We start from the raw sequence: 15,617 nt of genomic DNA, 5'->3' as shown, positions 1-15,617 counted from the left end.
GCTCGAGGTCTTTTTTATTTTCTATAAGCTATACTAAAAGCCAATCAACAAGAAGGAGGCATTATGACAAATTTGTTGGATATTTACAACGTACTAAAATCAAGAAAATGGGTTAATCTATCGCACCAGATTGATGAAAATTCTCCAAGATTTCCACTGTTACCAGCATTAGAAAAAGAGGATGTTTTCACACTAAAAGATGGTTTTCATGTGCAAAAAATAACAGTCGTTGGTCAATACGGTACACATATTGACGCACCGATACATTTTGTTGAAAATGGCAAATGGCTAGATGATATAGATTTAAAAGATTTATTACTACCATTGTATGTTATTGACAAATCATTAGAAGTATCAGAGAACAATGATTATGAATTAAGTAAACAAGATATTTTGGATTTTGAGAAAAAGTATGGTCCAATTTCTGAAAATTCTTTTGTTGCTTTTCGTAGTGATTGGTCAAAGCGTTGGCCTAATGTCGATAAGGTAAGAAACTTAGATGATAATGGCGTTGCCCGTACACCAGGTTGGAGTAGAGATGCTTTAGAATATTTAATTCACACACGAAAAGTTAAAGCAGTGGGTCATGAAACGTTAGATACAGATGCAGGAGTAACTGCTAACGAAAAAGGATTTTTATATGAAGAGCATTACTTATTAGAGCAAGGAATTTATCAAGTAGAGGTACTTGCTAACTTAGACAAAGTTCCTGCAACTGGTGCATTGATTTCTATTGCTTATCCAAATTGGACTAAAGCAACAGGATCACCAGTTAGAGTTATTACAATACTGCCAGATTTAGAATAATAAGAAATTAATGATAATATTAGGAGGAAAACAATATGACAAAAAAACAAACATGTCAATGTAACAAAAACAATGCACCATTTAGAGTAGATCACGTAGGTTCATACTTAAGACCAAAAGAGTTGGTTGAAGCAAGAGAAAAATTTAATAACGGAGACATTACACGAGAAGAATTGACATCAGTAGAGGATAAACTTATTAAAGAATTAGTTTCTAAACAAAAAGAGATTGGATTAAAGGGAATTACAGACGGAGAATTTAGACGTGCGTACTGGCATTTAGATTTCTTTTGGGGATTAAATGGTGTTGAACATACTCAAGCTAAAACTGGATATCAATTCCACGATGAGACAACAAAACCGGATTCGGCTAGCTTATCAGGTAAAATTACAGGGGAGAATCATCCATTTGTGGAACATTTCAAGTTTTTAAAACAAGAAGTGGGTGAAGATGGTATAGCACGTCAAACTATTCCTGCGCCAGCACAGCTTTATTTTGAATTAGTTAGAGATTCTGAACATGTAGCACAAACGTTCACAATTTATCCAGACAAAGATGAACTGTTTAATGATATTACCAAAGCTTATCGTACAGTTGTTGATGAGTTGTATGCGGCAGGTTGTAGAAATTTACAGTTGGATGATTGTACGTGGGGAGCTATTGTAGATGATAATATTTTAACTATTATTTCTGATGGTAGTGGTAAAACTCCAGAAGAAATTCGTCAAGAATTGTCAACGGATTTTATTAAATTAAATAATTCAATTTTGATAGACTTACCAGAAGATTTAGTAGTTAATACGCACATTTGTCGTGGTAATTTCCATTCTACATGGGGATGTCAAGGTGGATATGACAGTGTAGCAGATGTATTATTTGGTGAAGAAAATGTGCATGCTTATTATTTAGAATTCGATACAGAAAGAGCGGGAGGATTTGAACCATTAGTTAAAGTAACGCCAGGGAAGAAAGTTGTTTTAGGTTTATTGACATCAAAATTTGCGGATTTAGAAGACAAGGAAGAAGTTATAAGGAGAATTAATGAAGCTGCTCAATATGTTCCGTTAGAAAACTTATATTTAAGTACACAATGTGGATTTGCTTCAACAGAAGAAGGAAATATTTTAACAGAAGAAGATCAGTGGAAAAAAATTAAACTTATCAAAGAAATCGTTTCAGAAGTATGGGGAGACGAATAAAAAATACATTTTACAAAATTTACCAAAACATTATTATAAGTTATAGAACAAGGTTGCTTTAAATATTTTTATTATAAATTTGTATTATTTTGTGCAAAAAGAAATTTTGTTATGATATGTTAATAATTTTGTACACTCATAATAAATTTTAATATTTATTATGTTATTTATTTAATGTTATTTAAGTGAAATTAATTTAATATGTTTAGTAATAAAAAACAAGTAAAATTATTCTCAAAAGTTCTTGCATAAGAATATGAAAAATGATATAATCATAGGGATGCTGTGGCATTAATTACGATGTTCCTCTGCTAACAAGAGTTAGTAACGAGCATTTTGTAAACAAAGGAGAAAAAAATGAGTAAATTAATCGAAAAGATTACACAATCACAATTAAGAACTGACATTCCTGAGTTCAGAGCAGGGGATACAGTAAGAGTACACGTTCGTATTATCGAGGGTGGACGTGAACGTATCCAACAATTTGAAGGAGTAGTAATTAAACGTCGTGGTGGCGGAATTTCTGCTACTTATACTGTACGTAAAATTTCTAACGGAGTTGGAGTAGAAAGAACATTCCCAGTTCACACTCCTAAAGTAGACAGAATTGAAGTGGTACGTAAAGGTAAAGTAAGACGTGCTAAATTATACTACTTACGTAACCTACGTGGTAAAGCAGCTCGTATTAAAGAAGTACGTTAATAACAACACAAAAAGAAGCCCTATATTATCAAGTTATAGGGCTTTTTATTTTGGACTTGAATGTGTTTTTGAATGTGTTTTTAAAAATTCACATATTTAGCAAATTTTTGCCCTACATATTCTTTTTGTTTTTCTGTTACGTGTGCATATATATTCATAGTTACTTTGATATCTGAATGGCCTAAACGCTCTTGTACTTCTTGAATACTTGCTCCACTTTCGAATAGTAGACTGCAATGTGTATGCCTAAACCCATGTATCTTTATTTTTTTAAAATTGTGTTTTTTACATATAGCGTTTAAACGATAATTTAAATATGATTTACTTAAATATGTATTTTTAATTGGATTGCTAAAGCAGAGTTGATTTTTATTGTTAGCATTATAACCTATTTTAAATAATGATACCTTTTGTTGAAGTCTCCATTTATTTAACATCAATGCAGTTGTGTCATCTATGCTTATTTTTCTAATACTAGCTTTACATTTAGGGGTTTGTATTATAGTTTCATATTTAGAATTATAGGCTATTGTTTTATTGATATTTACTATTTTATTATCAAAGTCTATATCTTCCCATTTCAAAGCTAATAACTCACATTTCCTACAACCTGTAAATGCTAATAACCTAAACATTACTATAGTTTGTAAGTCTTCACTATCTTGTATCAAAGAGAAAAAATGCTTTAATTCATCTTTTGTATAGTATAAGTCTTTATTATCACATATTTTAGGTGGCTTTTTAGGAGTTTTAGCGATGGCCATAGGGTTAATAGTCATTATTTTTAATTCAATAGCATAGTTAAACATATTTACAACGTAAGATTTTAGTTTTTTATATGTGTCATACTTTTTAGACCATTCATTTAGTACCTTTTGACAATAGGCTACTGATATCTTTTTTAACTGCATATACTCGAACTTGGATAATATTACCTTAAATATTGAATTAGTAACTATTAGGGAACTTTCTTTTACGGTAAATTTATATCCGTCATACCATAATTCAAATAATTCTTTGAATGTAGTAATATCTTTATTTACTGTATTTAGTATTTCACTTGCTTCTAGCTTCAATTTAGAATAAGCAATCTCCGCTTCTTTTTTTGTTCTAAACCCTCGTCTAGTTGTATATTTATCTTTTCTTGTTATTTCATCTTTACCTAGATAAATTTGAAACATATAGTATTTTTTATTATCTCTTTTATTTATGTATTGTTTTATCATTTTTATTATCCTTTCTTAATATCTAGCACATATCAAAGAAATTAATAAAAATGTGTCATATAGCCCCCTCCCTTAAATGTTAAAGGGTAGAAATAATATAGAGCGGTGGGCTCTTTTCCGTGTACAATTTTCGCTTAAAAAATTTTTTCGCATTTAGTTTGTAAATATGATAATATCAAAACTTATATTAAATATATATGCAGAAAAACGATCTAAAAAACATTAAATTTCATCAAAAATATCCTATTTATTTAAAATTTTATATAGATATTGTTTTATCATCAAAAAACACACTCAAAATAGGGGTAAATTTCAACGAAAATTATTTTTTGATATAAATGTTCATCTTATATAAGAAGCGGTTAAATGACCCTTTAAAATGGTTGATAGTTAAAGTATTATATTTCAACTAGACCAAATAAAAAAAGTACAAGTAAATTACCTGTACTTTTAAATTTATTTATGTTTAAAGTAATTGCTTGAGTACGGTGCTAACACATAACACTTAACTAAATATAATGTCGTATCATCAAGACTTACTGTTACTATTATTATAATATCATAAAAAAAATAAAAATACAATAATAATTAATTTCAGTTTATTATTTTTTTGGAAAGTGGAATATAGTTTTTAATATTCCCATTTTTTTTAACTTTTGGAATTGTTCTGTATATAGATTATTTATATCATTAGAATAGTAAATGTTAGAAAACACATCTGCAATTTGTATTAAATTACTGTTTTTACTATCAAAATAGTTTACTTTAAATAATATTTTCTTTTCAATACCTATTTCAGTGTTTAGATACTCTTCTAAAAAATATTTAGTTTTTGTTTTTTGATTTCTCTCATCTATATTTAGAACATAGGAACTATTTTTATAGTGATTTGTTACATAATGTTCTAACAATAAACGTAGAGTATAGTTAAAAGCTCTTGCAGTTGATTTATACATATTTTCATCTATTAAATGATTATCCAAGTGTATATAGTATATTTCAAATAATTTATTTTTTGTGAAATAATCCATAAAGTCTAGTTTTATGTCTTTGTCAAGGCTAGAACCTTTTATTTCTATAAATTTTCCATTTGAGTTAAACATTTTATTTTGTTTATCTATATTTTTAAGTTTATTTATATTTTTGGATATATAGCGTTTAAATACTCTTTTCAGCTTTTTCTTGTCTGTTGGTATTATTAGGCATATTATAAAGCTTTTATATTTTTTTGAATTTTTCTTCATACTACCGCTTTCGTCAATATATATTGATAGGGTAGAACTATTTATATCTTCCATTAATCCCTCCATAAAAAACAAAAATACCGTGTACATATATAAATATATACACAGTATCTGCACACTTGACAACCGTAGTAATGTCAAATGCTAATTTCCTATGTATATAATTTTAATACTTTTTTTAAAAAAATCAATATTTTTGTTTAGTTATTTTTTGTGATTTTAGTTATTCTACTTTTTTTATCTATTTGCTAATATTTCATCTATGTAGTTATTTATTAAGTGTGCTATCCTTTCTATAGCAATTTTTTCTTTGAATTGAAATATAATTAAAAAGTAGAAAATAAGAACTACAAGGACTATATAAACAATATTATAAACATTAGTTCCCAATAGACACTTTATAATAGAATTGTCTGTAATTATTAAGGTAATAAATACAATAAATACAGGTTTAGCAAAAAGATTAAGTATGCTTTCTTTAGCAAGTATACTAGATTTTATAGCAAGTAATTCTATTTTATCAAATTTATTTAACTCATCATAGATTATCTTTTTATCGCAATTCCATAAGCTATTTAATTCATCTGTAACGTTTTTTACGTTAAGATGATTTTTTATTAAGTTTGATAAAGACTGTTTTATCTCTTCTGTATTAGTTTTAGGTGTAAGTTCATCTAGTATATCATTTTCTAGATTATTTTTTCTTATACATTTAAGTATTATTTTAATTTTAATCTTGTTTATATATTTTTTCATGTTATATTCCTCCCCCTTTCCTGCACTTTATATTATTAAAACTTAGCCCTAAGCTCTACTACCTTACCTATAATCGTTACTGGTAGGCTTTCTATATCCTCCTTGCTGTAAAAGATAGTTTCGTAGTTAGGGTTGGTTGGTATTGAGTGTTATTTTTGCTTCTTTCTATTCTTTAGGTATTTCAAAAACACCGTCAATATGATTTTCTAAAAGTACATTTAACGTTTCATTTAAATTGTTAATAGTATCCTTTAATACTGTTATTTCTTCCTTTGTTAATTTGCAATTAAAGTCATATACTATATTATTTAAATATGTAATAGTCTTAAGTAAATTAGTTATATTTTCATTTACATAATATTCTTTATCATTATCGTGTAATTTTAAATAAGTTGAATTTTTTTCAGCTTCTTCAACTCCTTTATTAAATTCTTCCACAAGAGGTTGAAGTGTGTCTACTATATTATCAATATTATTTATATCTAAATGAATATTATTATTTACTATATAATTTAATAGTGTATCAGCAAGGAAGAAGTCATCATAATTATTTTTTATAAATTCATCTATTGAGCCATATAGTAATTCATTTACTGTTAAATTACCTTTTTTAGCTATTTTATCAATTCTTATTTTATTCGGTAAACTTGAGCCATTTTCCCAAGCTAAAACATTGCTTTTGCTAGCGTTAAATAACTTTCCAAATTCTTCCAATGTGTCATTTCTTTCTTTTCTAATATTGAAAATACGCTGACCAACATTTTTTTTATTAATTAGTAGTTTCATTTTAATTAGTCCTTTATTATAATCTTACAATGTAATTATACTATATAAAACTCTAAATTAAAATAAAAAGTTTTAAAAGTTCAAAAAAAATATTGACTTAATAAGAAAGTTATTTTATAATATAAAATATAAGTTCAAAAAGTTCAAAAAAAGGAGAAAAATAATGGGAAAGAAATTAAACATAATTGCAGGTTATAGGGCAATGGTAGGAAAAACAAGACCACAAATGGCGAAAATATTAAATATATCTACTACAGCTTATAGAAATAAAGAAATAGGTGTTACACCTTTTAAAGATAGCGAAAAGATTATATTAGTAAAGCTATTTAAAGGTATGGGAATAGATACAAGTATAGAAGATTTATTTTTTTAATTTTCAAGTTCAAAAAGTATAAAGTTATAATCTTACATTAATCAAATAAACATAAAAGGAGCAACCAAATGCGACTAATAACAAGCAATCAATTTGGCACATTAGAAATTGATTTTTACATTGATAAGAGAAGAGATGTATTTGTAACTATTGAGCAATTAGCTCAAGGGTTTGGATATAAAAATAGAAAAAGTATTGAAAAGATGATTGAAAGATACCCTTATTTAAAGGATAAAATTTTTTCAGTTACCGACAAACTGTCGGCTACTGACGGTAAACGATATGAAACACGTTTATTCAATAAACGAGGAATATTTGAAATTGGTATGCTGTCACGTACTGAAAAAGGTAAAGAATTTAGGCAATGGCTATACGAATATTTAGAAAAGTTAGAGAAAGAAAACTTTAATTTCAAAATAGCTCGAGCATTAGAAAAGCCCCAACGAAAGACTTTAACAGAGGCTATCAAGAATTGGGAACACTATAATAAATGGAGTTATAAGCAGATAACAGACTTACTGCTTAAAAAGGTAACTGGTATGAATGCCAAGCAGTTAAAGGCTAATAGGCAATCCAAAACAACTGCATTAGATGTTTTTAATGCTAAAGAACTACAAGAATACACAGTGTTAGAAAATGCAGTAATTGGGCTTATATCGTTAAATAAAAGTTATTTAGATATAGTAAGCATATTATTTAATAAATAGCAAAATAACTAAAGGAGAACATAAATGGAACAAATAACGTTAGAAATGGCTAGACTAGAAGCGGGATTTACAGTTGAAGAAATAGCACAAAAACTAAAGACAACAAGCGATTGTATTATGAAATATGAAAGAGATAACAGCAATATACCGATTACTTTGTTTATAAAATTATGCAAATTATACAATGTAACGTTTGATGATATTTACATAGGAGATACAAGAAGATTTAACTAGGGAAAATCTTCGCCGTCCTATTGATAGATAACGCCCAAAAAATTCTGGTCAGTAATAAGGATATGAAAGGAGTATTAAAAATGAAAAAAGCAGAGGAATTGATAATAGATTTATTAGTAATATTATCGTGGTTTATAACATTTATACCAGTATATGTTATATGGCTTATAATAACTTATTTAATCGCTATGATACCACCATTACCATAATTTGATTTATGAAAGGAGAATTACAATGTTAAGTCAAGAATTTCAAGAAAGTTTAATAAACACTATTGCTGATAAGGTAATAGATATAGTAAAAGATAATCTTGTACAAGATAAACGCTATAATCAAAGTGAATTAATGAAATTATTGAATATAGGGCAAAGTACAGTATATGAACTTAATAGAAGAGGATTAAGACCTACTAAGGTAGGTAGACACTATATTTATTTAGAAAGTGAAATAAATAAGTTTTTAAAAGAAAATACAATATAAATTTAAAAGATATCTAGCACATATCAAAGAGATTAAAAAGAATGTTGAAAAAAGAGTATATAAGTAAAAAAGAAACTGTTAAGAAAATAACAGTTTCAAAAGAATCACAAATATTAAAAATGAACATGTACATAAATAAAAAGCTTTATTTATATGATTAATTATATCATAAAATTAATAAATTGTACATACTGCAGTGTGTGAATAAAAATTTAATAAATAAGAATTACATAAAAATATTTTAAAAAAGGTATTGACAATTTAAGTCGAACAATATACAATGAATATTGTCGAACAAAAAGGAGTTGAAACCAAATGAGCGACAAAAATAAAAAAGTAGGTAGACCTAAAAGCCTAGCTCCTAAAAATATTAGAATAGGCGTTCGAGTTGACGAAGATTTAAAAAAAGATTTAGAACAATACTCAAAAGAAAATAATTTAACATTATCCGAAACGATAATAAAAGCAATTAAAAACCTACTTAATAAATAAAAAAAGACTTGAAACACTCTCCACCGACCAAAGCGATAGTGCAACAAGTCCCCCGACCTAATAAGGTACATAAAATATTTTACTTATGTACTCTTATTTAGTCAAGCATTTTTAACTAAAAAGGGTATTTTTTTGTGCCCAAAAACTAAAGATAGGAGATTAAGAATGAGTAAAGAAATAAGTTTTGATTTAATGATGGAAATTGAAAATATCAATGCGGATATGGAAGAAGTAAGTAATCTTTTACATATACTTCAAGAATTTTTTGTAACTAATGTAGATATAAATGATATGACAACATACCTTGATTTAATAACGCAACATCCTTATTATAGAAGTTTATTAGATGTAATAGCTAAAAAGGTTATAGAAATAAACGAAGAAACGGAAAGAATAGTAAATGATTATCATTATAAGGGTAATAATGATACAAAATAAAAGAAAGGAGAACTACAATGGAGTTTGATTTGATAATAGTTGACAAATTGCCGAAACTATCTAACGCAGAGGTTAAGGTATTACTTGAAAAAGTGAAAATTATAAATGAAAAATTTATGATAGGTATTGCTAATCAACAAGAAATTTTTGATATGTTTTTAGAAATTAAAAATACTAAAGGACTTGAAATGGTAGGAAAGAGATTAATTGATTACTATCTAAAGAAAGGTGGTAAAAATGACAGTATACATTCAACAAGGGTTTGCTAATAATAAATTAAACGTTAGGGAGTTAAAAAATGATTTACTTACGGCACTTGTTAAGGCAGTTGATATAGTTCCTAAAGATACAGATATAACATCGTATAAGAAAAAGAATGCTCTATATTTTATTAGTGGGGAGATTACACCTAATAAAGATGGCCAGTATATAAGAAACAATAACAATATGAAGTATCGTGATTATGCCGTATTAGATATTGAAGATACGGGAAAGAGCAATAGCGAGTTAGTAGCTATATTTAATGATAAATTAGCTAAATACTCTTATGCTTATTATCCAAGCATAAGCCACACAGAAGATAACCCTAGATATAGGGTTGTAGTAGAGTTAGATAGAAACGCTAACGGGAACGAATATAGCAATGTTATTACTGAACTGTATAAGCTACTAGGAGTTAATGGAGATACATCAGCTAAGACCTTTTCACAATTACAAGGTTTGCCTATATGTAAAGAGCTAGAAAAGGATAATTATAAGGTAGTAGTTAATAGGGGGATAAAGTATTCTGTTAAGGAAGTTATCCAAGAAAAAAAGGAAATAGCCAAGAGTAGCCCTGTTAATTTAGGGCAAATATCAGATAGTGAAGCTATTGAGATATTTACTAAATATATAAACAATGAAGTGGATAGACTGCAAAATAGAGATGATAAATATTTGAGTGTAATTGCTACTTTAGGTAAGTCAGTCCTTGCTGAACAGATAAGTTATGAAGTAGCTATTGAATGTTGCGAACTATTAGCACAAGACAATCAAGAGTGGAAAGAAAACAATGTAAAACACCTAAATAATGAATTAAAACTCGCTAATGGTAATATTGCTTATTTCTCTACTAAACAAGATTTTATAAGTAAATTTAAAAACACACAAAATTATAAAAAAGCTACTAATCAAATGACAGGCAAGCCCATTAAAATTTATACAGATGAGAATGGCAAGCCTCTTAAAACTCTACCTAATTATGAAAAAATGATATTGTCGCAATATAGTATTGCCATTAATCAACTCAATCATTCTATTGAGATAAGGTCATCTAATGGAGAAATATCAGAATTAGACACAAGAATGATAGAAGTTATTAGAATGGAAATGGCAAAAAAGTATAACATTAAAATTAGTAAAGATGATTTAAAAACTGCAATTATATCGATTAGTAATAGGTATAAGTACCACCCTATTAAAAATATAATAGAAGCTAAACAGTGGGACGGAGTACAAAGGGCAGAAACATTCTTTATTGACATGTTAGGGGCAGAAGATACATTTTATATAAGGGAAATTACTAGGAAATTTCTTTTAGCGGCCGTTTATAGAATATATCAACCGGGATATAAATTTGATGAAATACTTATTTTAAAAGGTGGCCAAGGTATAGGGAAAAGCACTGCTATTGAAAAATTATCAATGGGCTATACTGTGAAGATACAAGATGAGATAACAAAAGAAACTGAATTAAAAACTCAAGAGGCTTGGATTGTAGAACTCGAAGAGCTTGACGCATTAAGAAAAACAAAATCTAATAAAATGAAAGGTTGGATATCCGCTTCTTTTGACCATATAAGACCACCATACGAAATAAAATATAAAAAAGTGCCTAGACAACATGTAATTGCAGGTACTACAAACGAAAAAGAGTTTTTAAAAGATAAAACGGGCAATCGTAGATACTGGATAACAAAATGTGCTGATAAAATGGCTAATAAACCTATTTTTGAAATAGATGATGAATATATACTGCAATTATGGGCAGAAGTATTCCTATGGTATAAAAGTGGAGAAAATCTTTTAATATCTCAAGAAACATCTACCATAATGCAAGAATTGGCTAAAGAAACGTTATTAATGGACGAAATAGAACATGATTTAATAGATTTGCTAGAGTTAGAAATGCCTAAAGGGTGGTACTTAGAAAAACAATATGAAGTACAATCTTACGTACAAGCATTATTGAATGGAAGAGAGTCAATTCATTATAATGATTATCCTAAGGAACAAATACAAGATATAACAACTAAAGAAATAATATTTTTTCTAACTAAAGATAATGATAATGTAAATTATCAAAATACATTGAATTCTAGAAAATTAAAAAAATTAATGGATAATATGGAGGGGTGGAGAGCTAGTGAACATATAATACGAAATGGAAAAAGGTATAGAGGATATAAAAGAAAGAATAACAATTTTTAATTTACACACATATGTAATAAATGCACGCCATATGCACACATTATTTTAAAAAACGTGCGAACTCAAAATTATTGATATTACTGCATTTGTGTTGTGTTCCGCACATATGCACATTATTTTTTATAATATATAAGATATAAATATATATCTACACAACTACACCTTAAAAAAACAAATGCAGTTTTTCCACTAGATATATAAAATATAAAACCTATATAGTATTACAAAAAAAACGTGCGTGTGTGCGAATGGGTTTAAAAATTGATATATCAATGATTTATTGTCGCACATATAAAAAAATGCACGTTTTTAGATGTGTTTTTGAATATCAAATTAAAAATAATGATGCTAACAATTTAAATTATGTAAACTAAAAAACATTAAAAAACAAAATAAATAAACAAAATTGAAATTAATTGCAAAAAATTATGTAAACTAAAATTAATAAAAGGAGACTTAAAGAAATGAATTTAGCTGAAGGATTAGAGAGTATGAAAAATTTTGGGAAGGATGAAATAGTAACTACTATATGGCTATTTGAACATAAGGCAGAGGAATACGAAGGGGTATTTGGAGATTTAGCAGACGCTAATATTGAAATAGTAGATATTATAGACGCTACCATTATTCACGGTAAGCAAGTGCTAGTAACTGCTGATGTTAAACATAGCAATAAGAGTTGGAAAGAGTTATTTACATATAATGCGACTAAGTTTTATAAATATGTAGAATTATTGCATAAAAATATAATATAAAAAACCAAAGGAGATTATAGAAATGAAAGAGAAAGTAAAAATATTAGAATATGCAGTAACTCACCTTAAAGATAAAATAGAGAATGATATAAACGAATTTATAGCTGATAAGAATGTAATAGATATAAAATTTGATACAATGCATATTTCACAGAATTATTATCGTATATTGGTATTAATAAGATATAAAGCATAGGAGAACTAAAAAATGATATATCTAAAAGCCGAAAAGGTAGATAATGAAACTATGAAGATAACTAGTAGTGATTTAGCAATGTGTTTGCATTTTATGTATGAAGATAGTGATGTTGATTTTCATAATGTCGAAGATTTTATTGATTGGCTATCAGAAGCGGACAAAGATTTTATAATAACAGCTATGTAGAATTAGAAAAGAGGTGCTAAAATGAATTTAAAAGAATATAGAGTAAAAAACAACTTAACACAGATAGAACTTGCGGAAACAATAGGGGTATCATCTAGCAGTATATCTCAATACGAAAGAGGGAATATTCCTAACAATGCAGTTAAAAAATTGATTGATAGATTTTTAGAAAACAATACAAATGATAATGTGGACAAGCAATTAGAAGTAGCAACATTTGACTTTGATAATAGTAATACTGAATTAGAAGCGGTACAAATACAATATATTGATTTGTTGGCCAGTGAGTTAATAAATGCCAAAGATATAGATAGTAAGAGAATTATTATAGATAAATTAAATAAGACTATTGAAGTGTTTTAGTAAGTAAACTAAAAAATCAGAGCAAAGGCCCTGATTTGATGTAATAGGTTATTTCAGAAAATCATAAATAAATATCATGAAAAAGAGATAACTATATTATATCATATCAAGGAGGCTATGACAATGTACACTTTTCGAGAGATAGAGGCATTTATTACAAGAGATGATTTATCGATAAGAGAAAAAGAAGTATTGAATGATTTTATTGATAATTTAACCGAATATGAACGTGATTGCTTTATTGAATGTTTTAGAGATTTCAATATAAGCACAACAGATTTAGCAATTATTCATAATACTTCTAAACAAGAAATAGTACGAACTATTGCAGAATTAGGGGAAAAATTAGTAAATAGGTTAAATAGAGAAGTAAGGTTGATGTAATTTCCGCTTCTAAATTAAAATAAATAGCGTATAGTTGAATACACTAGTCTTTCGCCAAAAATTTATAACTTATGCTATTTATTTTATCAAATTGTTGGAAAATGTGAGTGTAAAATCCTATATAGTTAAAACTTTATATAAAAAATCATATAGCAAAACCTGACAAAACTTTATATAAAATTCTATTAAGAAATTTAAACAAATGTTGGAAAATGTTGGAATAAAAAAGTTATATGTTAAATTTAATATTTATCTATACAGCTTTTAAATGTAGTGTTTTGTAGTATATTGCTATATTTTCTTAATGTTCGTAAAGTGGCGCGAGAAAAAATGTACAGTCACGGCATGAAGGTCGAAACTGCAATGGGAGAGGGGATATCCCCCATAAATTAAGGGAAATCAACTTTATAAATTAAAATTTTCTTTGAAAGACTTGATAAATTAGTCTTTTTAATGAAAATTTACTAAAAAAAGGTAAAAATACCGAAAAATGAAGAAAAATAAGGAAAAATTACAAAATATAGCTAAAGAAAGGAAACAAGAAGATGAATACTAATGATAAAAGCTTATTCGAGTTACTAGATAAAGGTTATATACTGTATTACAAAGATGGAAAGCTAAAAGCTGAACAAATACCTAAATTTGGCAGTATAACCTTTAATTATCAAGATAATAAGTTAAATTACATAGAAAAGAAAGAAACTATAAAATAATACAATATATACATCATAGCACGATATGATGTCTTGACCGTGATACTCAAGGGGTGGTATAATATAAACATACCAAAAATTCAATTTACTAGTTTAAGTGGCGCGGGTATAAAATTTATGGTGACGGCAGTTTTATAGATATATGAGTTTTTATATCAGTAAAACAAATAAAAAACAATTTTAAATAGGCTTATTTGGAACAACCAAGGGGACGTTAAACATTAATTAATAAAGATGTTTTACGTCCTTTTATCATTTTTAAGAAAGAAAGGAAGATATAATGACAACATTTAATCAATTTGAAAATAGAATAAAAGAACTAATAAAGACTAATCAAACAGAATTAGAAGAAGTTAGAGTGCAACAAGAAACTAATAAAGAAGCAATCAAAAATGCTAAAACTAGCATTATTCAAGCTAAGAAAGATAATAATTATGAGGCTTTTAATAATGCGAAAAAAGAGTTATGGATTGCTGAAAATCAACAAGAATTTCTGCAGGATAGGGCGGATGCATTACAAGGCAAATTAATGACACCTAATGAATATCATAACAGTTTAGAGGAATTAGATAGCTTATTAGAAAAAGAGATAGATAAGCTAGTTAAGAAAGTTGAGCCTATACTTGAACAATTATCAAATGTTCTATCTGAAGAGCGTACTATTCGAGCAAAAGCTGGACAACTTGGAGATTTAATGCAACAAGAAATTATAAATAATGAGCTTGTTTATGGTGGTCATAGTGCTAATTACACACCTAAAATTAAGAATAAAGCCCTTATTACTGCATTGGAATGTGTAGAAAAATATAGATAGGAGTTAAATAAATGAGCCGTATTTTAACGTCTGAATACCATAAAAGTATAGAAGTGGGAGACACAGTAGCGTCACGTATATATAATAAACGACGAGGGGATAGAGGTATTGTTGTAGGCTATAATCAATGGCAATACGGCTATTTTAAACAATTGATTGTAGAATATGATTATGGAGAACGTGAAGTTTTTAGTCAAACCGAGTTAGTGTTATTTGAAGATTTTGAAGAAAATAAGAAGTATATATGATAAAAGGGGCTAAGATAAGCCCTTTTTTATATTAAGTTATGT

Annotated in this window: 24 protein-coding genes; 20 read left to right on the top strand and 4 right to left on the bottom strand. The window is 27.5% G+C overall.

Annotated features, from left to right (window positions below):
- Positions 1-63: 63 nt before the first annotated feature.
- The 3 genes from AC1XWJ_RS03720 (at position 64) to rplS (ending at position 2,708) form a co-directional block, all read left to right on the top strand.
- A complete protein-coding gene (locus tag AC1XWJ_RS03720; protein ID WP_483334554.1) occupies positions 64-807 on the top strand; it encodes a cyclase family protein in 744 nt (247 codons plus the stop codon).
- Positions 808-842: 35 nt separating this feature from the next.
- Entirely contained in the window at positions 843-2,006 is a 1,164-nt protein-coding gene (locus tag AC1XWJ_RS03715) for a 5-methyltetrahydropteroyltriglutamate--homocysteine S-methyltransferase (RefSeq protein ID WP_483334553.1), read from the top strand.
- 357 nt (positions 2,007-2,363) lie between these two features.
- Positions 2,364-2,708, top strand: coding sequence for a 50S ribosomal protein L19 (gene rplS, locus AC1XWJ_RS03710; protein WP_483334552.1), 345 nt, complete (start codon positions 2,364-2,366; stop codon positions 2,706-2,708).
- 80 nt (positions 2,709-2,788) lie between these two features.
- On the opposite strand, the gene AC1XWJ_RS03705 is transcribed toward rplS, so the two are convergent.
- The 4 genes from AC1XWJ_RS03705 to AC1XWJ_RS03690 all read right to left on the bottom strand — a co-directional run bounded on the left by AC1XWJ_RS03705 (position 2,789) and on the right by AC1XWJ_RS03690 (position 6,720).
- A complete protein-coding gene (locus AC1XWJ_RS03705) occupies positions 2,789-3,934 on the bottom strand; it encodes a tyrosine-type recombinase/integrase (RefSeq protein ID WP_483334551.1) in 1,146 nt (381 codons plus the stop codon).
- A 602-nt stretch (positions 3,935-4,536) separates the two neighbouring features.
- Positions 4,537-5,232 (bottom strand): DUF3800 domain-containing protein, encoded by a 696-nt coding sequence (locus AC1XWJ_RS03700; protein WP_483334550.1) that lies wholly within the window; start codon positions 5,230-5,232, stop codon positions 4,537-4,539.
- 183 nt (positions 5,233-5,415) lie between these two features.
- Positions 5,416-5,934: a hypothetical protein gene (locus AC1XWJ_RS03695; RefSeq protein ID WP_483334549.1), complete on the bottom strand. Its 519-nt coding sequence runs from the start codon at positions 5,932-5,934 to the stop codon at positions 5,416-5,418.
- 165 nt (positions 5,935-6,099) lie between these two features.
- Positions 6,100-6,720 (bottom strand): helix-turn-helix domain-containing protein, encoded by a 621-nt coding sequence (locus AC1XWJ_RS03690; RefSeq protein ID WP_483334548.1) that lies wholly within the window; start codon positions 6,718-6,720, stop codon positions 6,100-6,102.
- A gap of 163 nt (positions 6,721-6,883) precedes the next feature.
- Here AC1XWJ_RS03690 and AC1XWJ_RS03685 point away from each other — a divergent pair, with 163 nt between their 5' ends.
- The 17 genes from AC1XWJ_RS03685 (at position 6,884) to AC1XWJ_RS03605 (ending at position 15,575) form a co-directional block, all read left to right on the top strand.
- On the top strand, positions 6,884-7,093 hold the full coding sequence (locus tag AC1XWJ_RS03685) for a hypothetical protein (RefSeq protein ID WP_483334547.1): 210 nt from the start codon (positions 6,884-6,886) through the stop codon (positions 7,091-7,093).
- A 68-nt stretch (positions 7,094-7,161) separates the two neighbouring features.
- Positions 7,162-7,800: a BRO-N domain-containing protein gene (locus AC1XWJ_RS03680; RefSeq protein WP_483334546.1), complete on the top strand. Its 639-nt coding sequence runs from the start codon at positions 7,162-7,164 to the stop codon at positions 7,798-7,800.
- 24 nt (positions 7,801-7,824) lie between these two features.
- Complete coding sequence (locus tag AC1XWJ_RS03675) at positions 7,825-8,034, top strand: helix-turn-helix transcriptional regulator (protein WP_483334545.1); 210 nt, start codon at positions 7,825-7,827, stop codon at positions 8,032-8,034.
- Between the two features lie 80 nt (positions 8,035-8,114).
- On the top strand, positions 8,115-8,243 hold the full coding sequence (locus tag AC1XWJ_RS03670) for a hypothetical protein (protein WP_483334544.1): 129 nt from the start codon (positions 8,115-8,117) through the stop codon (positions 8,241-8,243).
- Between the two features lie 25 nt (positions 8,244-8,268).
- On the top strand, positions 8,269-8,514 hold the full coding sequence (locus AC1XWJ_RS03665) for a helix-turn-helix domain-containing protein (protein ID WP_483334543.1): 246 nt from the start codon (positions 8,269-8,271) through the stop codon (positions 8,512-8,514).
- A 315-nt stretch (positions 8,515-8,829) separates the two neighbouring features.
- Complete coding sequence (locus AC1XWJ_RS03660) at positions 8,830-9,006, top strand: ribbon-helix-helix domain-containing protein (RefSeq protein WP_483334542.1); 177 nt, start codon at positions 8,830-8,832, stop codon at positions 9,004-9,006.
- Positions 9,007-9,171: 165 nt separating this feature from the next.
- Positions 9,172-9,444 (top strand): hypothetical protein, encoded by a 273-nt coding sequence (locus AC1XWJ_RS03655; RefSeq protein ID WP_483334541.1) that lies wholly within the window; start codon positions 9,172-9,174, stop codon positions 9,442-9,444.
- Positions 9,445-9,461: 17 nt separating this feature from the next.
- Complete coding sequence (locus AC1XWJ_RS03650; RefSeq protein ID WP_483334540.1) at positions 9,462-9,713, top strand: hypothetical protein; 252 nt, start codon at positions 9,462-9,464, stop codon at positions 9,711-9,713.
- Positions 9,682-11,913: a VapE domain-containing protein gene (locus tag AC1XWJ_RS03645; protein ID WP_483334539.1), complete on the top strand. Its 2,232-nt coding sequence runs from the start codon at positions 9,682-9,684 to the stop codon at positions 11,911-11,913. The genes AC1XWJ_RS03650 and AC1XWJ_RS03645 overlap by 32 nt, the downstream gene beginning before the upstream one ends.
- Positions 11,914-12,377: 464 nt before the next feature.
- The gene (locus AC1XWJ_RS03640; RefSeq protein ID WP_483334538.1) at positions 12,378-12,668 is read left to right on the top strand and encodes a hypothetical protein; all 291 of its coding nucleotides are present in this window, start codon (positions 12,378-12,380) and stop codon (positions 12,666-12,668) included.
- Positions 12,669-12,690: 22 nt separating this feature from the next.
- Positions 12,691-12,864, top strand: a complete 174-nt coding sequence (locus tag AC1XWJ_RS03635; RefSeq protein ID WP_483334537.1) for a hypothetical protein — start codon at positions 12,691-12,693, stop codon at positions 12,862-12,864.
- A 12-nt stretch (positions 12,865-12,876) separates the two neighbouring features.
- Positions 12,877-13,053 (top strand): hypothetical protein, encoded by a 177-nt coding sequence (locus AC1XWJ_RS03630; protein ID WP_483334536.1) that lies wholly within the window; start codon positions 12,877-12,879, stop codon positions 13,051-13,053.
- 21 nt (positions 13,054-13,074) lie between these two features.
- Positions 13,075-13,416: a helix-turn-helix domain-containing protein gene (locus AC1XWJ_RS03625; RefSeq protein WP_483334535.1), complete on the top strand. Its 342-nt coding sequence runs from the start codon at positions 13,075-13,077 to the stop codon at positions 13,414-13,416.
- A gap of 123 nt (positions 13,417-13,539) precedes the next feature.
- Entirely contained in the window at positions 13,540-13,800 is a 261-nt protein-coding gene (locus AC1XWJ_RS03620) for a hypothetical protein (protein ID WP_483334534.1), read from the top strand.
- Between the two features lie 545 nt (positions 13,801-14,345).
- A complete protein-coding gene (locus tag AC1XWJ_RS03615; protein WP_483334533.1) occupies positions 14,346-14,513 on the top strand; it encodes a hypothetical protein in 168 nt (55 codons plus the stop codon).
- Positions 14,514-14,793: 280 nt separating this feature from the next.
- Complete coding sequence (locus AC1XWJ_RS03610) at positions 14,794-15,327, top strand: hypothetical protein (protein WP_483334532.1); 534 nt, start codon at positions 14,794-14,796, stop codon at positions 15,325-15,327.
- 11 nt (positions 15,328-15,338) lie between these two features.
- Complete coding sequence (locus tag AC1XWJ_RS03605) at positions 15,339-15,575, top strand: hypothetical protein (RefSeq protein WP_483334531.1); 237 nt, start codon at positions 15,339-15,341, stop codon at positions 15,573-15,575.
- Positions 15,576-15,617 lie beyond the last annotated feature (42 nt).

It is taken from the genome of Gemelliphila sp. 1F1, assembly GCF_056897515.1.
This window is presented reverse-complemented; position numbering and strand designations above follow the sequence as displayed.

Excerpts from the sequence above, each read along its gene's own strand:
- AC1XWJ_RS03720 (WP_483334554.1), top strand. The coding sequence starts at position 64 with ATGACAAATTTGTTGGATATTTACAACGTACTAAAATCAAGAAAATGG.
- AC1XWJ_RS03715 (WP_483334553.1), top strand. The coding sequence starts at position 843 with ATGACAAAAAAACAAACATGTCAATGTAACAAAAACAATGCACCATTT.
- rplS (WP_483334552.1), top strand. The coding sequence starts at position 2,364 with ATGAGTAAATTAATCGAAAAGATTACACAATCACAATTAAGAACTGAC.
- AC1XWJ_RS03705 (WP_483334551.1), bottom strand. The coding sequence starts at position 3,934 with ATGATAAAACAATACATAAATAAAAGAGATAATAAAAAATACTATATG.
- AC1XWJ_RS03700 (WP_483334550.1), bottom strand. The coding sequence starts at position 5,232 with ATGGAAGATATAAATAGTTCTACCCTATCAATATATATTGACGAAAGC.
- AC1XWJ_RS03695 (WP_483334549.1), bottom strand. The coding sequence starts at position 5,934 with ATGAAAAAATATATAAACAAGATTAAAATTAAAATAATACTTAAATGT.
- AC1XWJ_RS03690 (WP_483334548.1), bottom strand. The coding sequence starts at position 6,720 with ATGAAACTACTAATTAATAAAAAAAATGTTGGTCAGCGTATTTTCAAT.
- AC1XWJ_RS03685 (WP_483334547.1), top strand. The coding sequence starts at position 6,884 with ATGGGAAAGAAATTAAACATAATTGCAGGTTATAGGGCAATGGTAGGA.
- AC1XWJ_RS03680 (WP_483334546.1), top strand. The coding sequence starts at position 7,162 with ATGCGACTAATAACAAGCAATCAATTTGGCACATTAGAAATTGATTTT.
- AC1XWJ_RS03675 (WP_483334545.1), top strand. The coding sequence starts at position 7,825 with ATGGAACAAATAACGTTAGAAATGGCTAGACTAGAAGCGGGATTTACA.
- AC1XWJ_RS03670 (WP_483334544.1), top strand. The coding sequence starts at position 8,115 with ATGAAAAAAGCAGAGGAATTGATAATAGATTTATTAGTAATATTATCG.
- AC1XWJ_RS03665 (WP_483334543.1), top strand. The coding sequence starts at position 8,269 with ATGTTAAGTCAAGAATTTCAAGAAAGTTTAATAAACACTATTGCTGAT.
- AC1XWJ_RS03660 (WP_483334542.1), top strand. The coding sequence starts at position 8,830 with ATGAGCGACAAAAATAAAAAAGTAGGTAGACCTAAAAGCCTAGCTCCT.
- AC1XWJ_RS03655 (WP_483334541.1), top strand. The coding sequence starts at position 9,172 with ATGAGTAAAGAAATAAGTTTTGATTTAATGATGGAAATTGAAAATATC.
- AC1XWJ_RS03650 (WP_483334540.1), top strand. The coding sequence starts at position 9,462 with ATGGAGTTTGATTTGATAATAGTTGACAAATTGCCGAAACTATCTAAC.
- AC1XWJ_RS03645 (WP_483334539.1), top strand. The coding sequence starts at position 9,682 with ATGACAGTATACATTCAACAAGGGTTTGCTAATAATAAATTAAACGTT.
- AC1XWJ_RS03640 (WP_483334538.1), top strand. The coding sequence starts at position 12,378 with ATGAATTTAGCTGAAGGATTAGAGAGTATGAAAAATTTTGGGAAGGAT.
- AC1XWJ_RS03635 (WP_483334537.1), top strand. The coding sequence starts at position 12,691 with ATGAAAGAGAAAGTAAAAATATTAGAATATGCAGTAACTCACCTTAAA.
- AC1XWJ_RS03630 (WP_483334536.1), top strand. The coding sequence starts at position 12,877 with ATGATATATCTAAAAGCCGAAAAGGTAGATAATGAAACTATGAAGATA.
- AC1XWJ_RS03625 (WP_483334535.1), top strand. The coding sequence starts at position 13,075 with ATGAATTTAAAAGAATATAGAGTAAAAAACAACTTAACACAGATAGAA.
- AC1XWJ_RS03620 (WP_483334534.1), top strand. The coding sequence starts at position 13,540 with ATGTACACTTTTCGAGAGATAGAGGCATTTATTACAAGAGATGATTTA.
- AC1XWJ_RS03615 (WP_483334533.1), top strand. The coding sequence starts at position 14,346 with ATGAATACTAATGATAAAAGCTTATTCGAGTTACTAGATAAAGGTTAT.
- AC1XWJ_RS03610 (WP_483334532.1), top strand. The coding sequence starts at position 14,794 with ATGACAACATTTAATCAATTTGAAAATAGAATAAAAGAACTAATAAAG.
- AC1XWJ_RS03605 (WP_483334531.1), top strand. The coding sequence starts at position 15,339 with ATGAGCCGTATTTTAACGTCTGAATACCATAAAAGTATAGAAGTGGGA.